A 6,103-nucleotide genomic window follows, 5' to 3' on the forward strand; every position below is an offset into this window, starting at 1 on the left:
GGGAAAGCCGCTTACTGAAGCAGCCATTCGTTGAACTTCTCACCCAGGCTTTCACCGTAGTCAGCCCAGAAGATACCATCCGCCTTCAGACCTTCGTCCAGGTGGGCCGTTGGCAGATTTTCCTTCACCTCATCGGACAAAAGATCCTGTGCGGACATACGTGGCGGGCCATAGGCCACGTCCTGCATCCCTGACAATGGCACCGTACGGGTGGTGAATTTGATGAAATCCATCGCCAGATCGAAGTTTTCGGTGCCTTTCATAATGGCCCAGACATCGAGATCATAGACATGGCTGTCCCAGACAATCTTGAACGGAGCGCCTTCGTCCTGAATGGCGGCAAAGATACGACCGTTGGCTGATTGAACCATGGCGGCACCGCCGTCATTAAGCAAAACGGGGGCCTGTGACCAGCTGTCAAACCAGACGATGTCATCCTTGATCGTGTCGAGCTTGGCGAATGCCCGTGCCTGGCCTTCTTCGGTGGCGAGGACCTCATATACATCCTCGGGCGCGACGCCATCGGCGATCAATGCCCATTCCATGTTCACCTGCGGACGCTTGCGAAGCCCACGATTCCCGGGAAAGGCTTCGACATCAAAGAAATCGGCCATGGTTTGTGGGCCCGGACCGTTTTCGGTGTTCACCGCAAAAACCGTGGACCAGACGATGTTGCCGACACCACATTCATTGGCCAGGGCATCCGGGATGAAATCCTCTGCCGCTGCCACGCCGTTATCACCGGCTGGCAACACGCTGTGATCGATGATCTCAAGGTAGCCCTCCGCGCAGGCGCGCTCGAGATCGATGACTTCGACATCGACAACGTCCCACAGGATATTCCCCGCTTCGACTTGCGCCTTCATTTCGGCCACGCCGCCACCATAGTCCTCGAACAGGACATTTACGCCGGTTTCAGCGACAAATGGGTCGATCATGTGTTCTTGCTGCGCGGCACCGTAAGCCCCGCCGAAGGATGTGACAGTCAGGTCTTGGGCCAATACGGGGCTGGCAGTCAGCGCCAGAGTGGCCAGTAACGTCAGATGTTTCTTCATCGGTTTCTCCTTGTTTAAGTCCAGGTGTTCTTGCGGGGCCCCGGTTTACCCCATTACTTGTCTAGTGGTCTGGAAAGGCGATACAATCCTTGGCAAGCGACAAGAGCTGGGCGTCTGCACCGTCATTGAATTCTGGTGCTGACAGATCGTTCAGAACCTTGACGATGATATCTGTGCCATCCGGCAACTTGAAATAATACCGGATGAAATCACCGACATAAATGCGCGTGTTGAACGTCACGGTCAGGGCGTTGTCATACGCATGATCCGTGGGGTGGATAAACAGCTTTTCCGGTCGGATCGAAACCTTGCAATCGCTGCCGGTGGTGAGGCCATCCGCAACCTGTGCGGTGATCGTGCCGGCATCAGTTTGGATCTGAGCGCTTTCGCCGTCAATTCTTTCGACCTTACCGGAAACGAAATTGTTTTCTCCAATAAAATCAGCCACAAAGGCATTGACGGGTCTCTCATATAACTCAGAGGGCGGCGCACATTGCTGTACGACGCCGTCATTGAATACGGCGATCCGGTCCGACATGGACAACGCCTCGGTCTGGTCGTGGGTGACGTAGATCACCGTGAACCCGATCTGCTTGTGGAGGCGCGTGATTTCAAACTGCATCTGCTCCCGCAGGTTCTTGTCCAACGCACCCAGCGGCTCGTCCATCAAGATCAACTCGGGTTGAAAAATCATCGCACGCGCCAGCGCGACCCGTTGTTTCTGGCCGCCTGACAACTGCCCGGGACGGCGATCACCAAAATCGGAAAGTTCGACCAGCGCCAGGTATTCCGCAACACGTGCCTTGATCTGATCTCTCGGCATTTTCCGCACGCTCAGCGGATATGCAAGATTATCGGCCACGGTCATGTGCGGGAACAGCGCGTAGTTTTGAAACACCATGCCGATATTGCGCTTGTTCGGGGCGGTATTGTTGATCGACTTTCCGCTGATAGCGATATCGCCGGACGTGACGCTTTCAAATCCGGCAAGCATCATGAGAACGGTTGTTTTACCCGACCCAGATGGCCCGAGCAGAGTGATAAATTCACCCTGTCGAACGTCCATATCAAAGCCTTTGACAACAAGGTTCTTTTGATCGTAGCTCTTTTTGACGTTGTCAAAACGCAGAAATGTCGCTGGACTGATATCTTTCATTCGGCGCGCACGTATCCCCTGATCTTGTTCGCACTTAAGCAGGTGCTGCTGTCGGTGGCAAGCACACGTTGCCTCCGTCAGACCAGAACCGTCAAGGCCATGGATGAGACGTATTGTGATCCTGCTTTTTGCACAAAATTGTGACAAAACCCTCTCACATCGGCGAAACGTTGTGGGATCGGCTTTGCGCGTGTTTGAATGCCGGAGCGCTGAAGTTGTCTCTCCCGAAGCACCAAACAGAACCGGAACGGCACGCGAGTATTGATCATTTCAAACTGCGCAAAGCGTACCGTTTGAGCGCCTCAACACGACTGTGCCAGATATCGAAACGGCGATTCCCGACAATGCCACATGAGACCGGAAGCCCGACTGTCCGCATCTATCGCGCGCGAACGAAGTCGCATCTCAAGAGCAACATCCGCGTTACATCGTCGAATGCAAGAGACATTGGCCTGCGCGCTCAAACGTTCGGCGTTTGATTGGGGTAGCAGGGCGCTTTGTCACGATCCGCAGTTATCTTCAGTGGAATTGAACCTGCAGCAATACTGCCAGCCACAAGGCAACGGGAATTGCCACGATGGCACCGACGGGCCCCCAAAGCCACAGACCCAGAACGATCGCCAAAAACACGGCCAGAGGGTTGATCTGTAGTCTTTGACCCACGACGGCGGGGGTTACAAACTGGGCTTCAACGAGGTTGAGACACAGAAAGCAGAACGCCGGCAGCAAGGCGTAGGCGCCGGAAAACTGGACGATACCCGCGATCAAAAGGCTGGCGATCAACGTCATCGGGCCGAGATACAGAATGTAGTTCAGAACGCTGGCTGCCAGACCCCATAGCATGGCGTGTTTCATTCCGATGATGGTCATCACCAGCGCGGTTGCGATCCCAAGGCCCAGATTGACGATGGTCACGGCAAGAAAGTAGCGCGCCACCGCGCGATCAGCTTTGAACAAGGTGGCACTGAACCGTCCCGCTGAATTGTACAGATCTGCGCGCGTCAATACGAAAAAGAAGAGCGTTCCTGCAAAAATCAGCACACTCGCGCCAAGACCGGGAGCTAGCCATATCGCATCCATCACCGTCGGCAGTTTCGGGCTTTCGGCCTCGGCACCGTTCGAGCCCACGGCGTCTTCGATTTCTTTGGAGATGTCTTCGATGCCGCGCATCAGGCCAGAAGCCTGTTGCACCCAGCTTTCGATCTCTGTCCGGATTTCCGGAAGGCGAGTGGCCATTGTTGCAAGCAAGGGTTCAAGCAACAAGAAGCTGAACACCAGAATACCGCTGGTCAGCACCAGAAGTGCACCGGCGATCGCCGAGCGCGGGACTCCGAAACCGCTCAGCCTGTCCGCGAGCGGGGACGCGACGATCCCGACGACGAGTGCGAAACATACCGGAGCAAGGATTTCTCTTGCGGTGACAATAACGACACCGACCACGCCGATGGTCACGATCAGCAGCATGATCGAGCGCGCCTCGTCGGAGTTGATGCGCTGCATCGGGGTTTCTTTGGTGACCCGCGGTGACGCGGCGCGATCAGTTTTCATGGTGAGGTCTTCAAATTCCGTCCTCAGTTATAGCGAGCAGATTGAATATGGCTATCCGCCGCATCCTGCAGTTTTGACAATTCTTCCTTGAGCGTCGCCCGCGCGGTTTCCATGAGCAAGTCCCGTTTTTCCCCAAGCAGTTCGTCCTCGGTTTTAGTCGATGGGAGCAAGGAGGCAAGAAGGGCGCCGACACCAAAGGCCGTGGCCGATACGGCGACGGGTTGCTCCCTTGCCATGGCACTCGACCAGCGGGATGCGCGAACTGCGCGCCGCTCTACCGACTGTTGTGCTGCAATTGCGGCTTCGCGTGCCCGCAGCACGCGTATGCGCGCGTCGGGCGGAAGCTTTTCCATGCCGCGATTGAGGGCTGCGCGCAGTTTCTCCGCAGTTGGGGCGGGCGCGCGCGCCTTTCGGTTCGCCGTCGGCGGCGGGGATGGCCGCAACGCACCATCTGCAGCGTCCGGTACAGTGTCGGTTGGTCGACGAACAGAACCAGAGCTCTTTGCGGCGTTTTCGCCGCGTGCGCCTGAGCCGGTCAAGAGCAAGGCAATTCCGACCGCCACCAGAGAAAAGGCGGCGGGATTTTTGCGCGCACCGTCCCAAAGCTGTCGGCTGATATCTGTGCCGTAGTGATTTGCCGTTTCGGCGAGTTCTTGCTTCAGCCGCTCTGGGGACAGCGTATCGCTCAACTGGTCGAGCGATTGGGCAAGGGCGTTACGGTTCGCCGCAGTCCGTCTTTCAATTTCGGGAAAAGCACTCTCAGCCATCTGTCGTATGCCTCACTGTCTGAATATCTCTGGAAATGTTGGCGGCCGTTCGCTCCGGTTTCAAAGCGGTGCTCGTCAACCGCGCGCGACCGGCAAAGCCTAACACGAGTGCCAACGCAAGAAACGTACAGCCCACAAGCAAAGCCGATGTTCCGACCGTCAAATCCGTTGTTGCCAGATAGCCAACGAGAGCGCCCGCCAAAACGTCAAGCGCCGTGAGCGCCAGCAATGCCGCCACACCGATCAGTGCCAGACCCACGCCCGCGCGACCTAGATTGCGTGACAGTTCCGCCTTGGCCAGTGCCACCTCGTCCTGAAACAGCTGCGTGATTTGGCGCAGGATCGTCACCAGAAGAGATGGTGCGTTCTTTACATTCGTTTCCGAGGACATTGATTAGGCCCCCTCGTGCAATCCGGAATTCACCGGAGAAGCGCTTCCGACTCGGCCAGGTTCAGAATGCCAAGGATCGCTGAAGTTTTCGGTTCCGGGCATGTGGTCCGGATTGCGTGCCTTGAGAAAGCGTGTTGCGGCGAAACCTGCAAGCGCGGCGCCAGCGACGAACATCAGCGGATTGCGTCGTGCCGTGTCAGCCACCATATGCGCAAGACGGTCGACATCGGTAGCGCGGATCTGATCCGCCCAGTCATCAACTTGACGTGCGACACCTTCGATGGCTTGCGCTTGCATCGAGTTGTTGTCGAATTCGTCCGCCGCGGCATGTGCCGCATTGGCGACTTTTTCCGTTTCCTCGGCTGCGGCGTCACGCGCGACACTCGCTTCACTTTTCGCACGGTTCGCAGCGGCGTCCGAAATATCATTGGCCACTTCGCTCGCCTTTTGTGTCGCTTTCGAGGTTATGGAAGTCTGCGGTTTGTGTGTCATGTCAGTCTCCGATGTTTTACCGATCTGCTGGTGCAACGCCCTGACGCACCAACAGGTTCCCGAGGCTCCAGCGCATGTCTTGAATGCGAATGTGTTCCTTGGCGCGCCACTAACCGTTGCTCGGCCGATTACCGAAAACAGACATTTCCCACTAAGCCCGTCGGATGGAACTCTGAAAATTACAACATTACACATTTCGCGGCACATCGATGTCCATCACGTCGGACTATGGTCTTTTTGCGATTGTCAGGGATTGTTGAACCGTAGTTTGCCAAGCACAAAATTTCGGCAGTGCGGTCCAGAAGATTGAGTTTTCGGGTCTCGGCATAGCAAATCTCACCGGTGAAAATCAACAAATCTCAAAACCAAGAGAGTCGGGTTAGCATTTTGTGAAACCTCCGCGGCCAGCGCATCCTTGATTTTCGACAATACGTATTTTAAAAAATTCGTTCCTCAATCAGCACCAATTCAGCGAATGCGTGCTCGGATCATTTGAGAGGACCCTGACGGATTTGCAAATGTTATTCGCAATTGGTTGCAACAACCGACATTCCCCAAGTGGCCTGCCATCTGACGCGAAGATTGCCTGATCAGGCCTGTGGATCAAGTATCTCTTTCCTCTGAGGGTCTCCGGAGTTGCGGAAACGCCTGAAGGCGGGTGCCTTATGCTTCGAAGCGATGCTGTGCTGGCCCG

General features: G+C 56.0%; 6 protein-coding genes. All 6 read right to left on the reverse strand.

All coding sequences use genetic code 11. From position 1 onward, the window contains the following. Positions 1–11: 11 nt before the first annotated feature. A complete protein-coding gene (locus LC354_RS17585) occupies positions 12–1,055 on the reverse strand; it encodes an ABC transporter substrate-binding protein (protein ID WP_223426283.1) in 1,044 nt (347 codons plus the stop codon). Positions 1,056–1,116: 61 nt separating this feature from the next. Then, positions 1,117–2,211: an ABC transporter ATP-binding protein gene (locus LC354_RS17590; RefSeq protein ID WP_223426284.1), complete on the reverse strand. Its 1,095-nt coding sequence runs from the start codon at positions 2,209–2,211 to the stop codon at positions 1,117–1,119. Positions 2,212–2,730: 519 nt separating this feature from the next. Further along, a complete protein-coding gene (locus tag LC354_RS17595) occupies positions 2,731–3,759 on the reverse strand; it encodes an AI-2E family transporter (protein WP_223426286.1) in 1,029 nt (342 codons plus the stop codon). Between the two features lie 23 nt (positions 3,760–3,782). Next, positions 3,783–4,526, reverse strand: a complete 744-nt coding sequence (locus LC354_RS17600; RefSeq protein ID WP_223426287.1) for a DUF3619 family protein — start codon at positions 4,524–4,526, stop codon at positions 3,783–3,785. Beyond that, positions 4,519–4,917 (reverse strand): phage holin family protein, encoded by a 399-nt coding sequence (locus tag LC354_RS17605; protein ID WP_223426289.1) that lies wholly within the window; start codon positions 4,915–4,917, stop codon positions 4,519–4,521. The genes LC354_RS17600 and LC354_RS17605 overlap by 8 nt, the downstream gene beginning before the upstream one ends. Before the next feature lie 3 nt (positions 4,918–4,920). Beyond that, entirely contained in the window at positions 4,921–5,409 is a 489-nt protein-coding gene (locus LC354_RS17610; RefSeq protein ID WP_223426290.1) for a hypothetical protein, read from the reverse strand. Between the last annotated feature and the right edge of the window lie 694 nt (positions 5,410–6,103).

Origin of the sequence: Tateyamaria pelophila (genome assembly GCF_019966495.1) — a bacterium.
Lineage (GTDB): Bacteria > Pseudomonadota > Alphaproteobacteria > Rhodobacterales > Rhodobacteraceae > Tateyamaria > Tateyamaria pelophila.

Coding starts and splice junctions, on each gene's coding strand:
- LC354_RS17585 (WP_223426283.1), bottom strand. CDS start 1,055: ATGAAGAAACATCTGACGTTACTGGCCACTCTGGCGCTGACTGCCAGC.
- LC354_RS17590 (WP_223426284.1), bottom strand. CDS start 2,211: ATGAAAGATATCAGTCCAGCGACATTTCTGCGTTTTGACAACGTCAAA.
- LC354_RS17595 (WP_223426286.1), bottom strand. CDS start 3,759: ATGAAAACTGATCGCGCCGCGTCACCGCGGGTCACCAAAGAAACCCCG.
- LC354_RS17600 (WP_223426287.1), bottom strand. CDS start 4,526: ATGGCTGAGAGTGCTTTTCCCGAAATTGAAAGACGGACTGCGGCGAAC.
- LC354_RS17605 (WP_223426289.1), bottom strand. CDS start 4,917: ATGTCCTCGGAAACGAATGTAAAGAACGCACCATCTCTTCTGGTGACG.
- LC354_RS17610 (WP_223426290.1), bottom strand. CDS start 5,409: ATGACACACAAACCGCAGACTTCCATAACCTCGAAAGCGACACAAAAG.